1 pseudogene is annotated in these 243 nt (G+C 33.7%); it reads left to right on the forward strand.

The features are described from left to right. A pseudogene (locus tag ACWA1B_RS23425) lies at positions 1 to 243 on the forward strand (hypothetical protein); the annotation flags it as partial.

Consider the following 243-nt stretch of genomic DNA (forward strand, 5'->3'; position numbering starts at 1 on the left):
TTTATACAATCCGTCGCGCGGTAAACTCCGTGACTTATGCTGGATTATTTTTGAAGATAACCCGACTCAAGACGATTTAAATGTTTTTCGGAATTTGTTCTGTTTAGATTTTAATCATACTCAAAAGAATAAGTTTAAAGACCAGAAAGATAAGTTTAGACCTATTGAAACCTTCTTTAAGGGCGAAACACATCCATCAAATATTGATGCTATAAATCTTGCCGCAATACTTGTCGATTTTCA

Source organism: Flavobacterium xizangense (assembly GCF_054075145.1).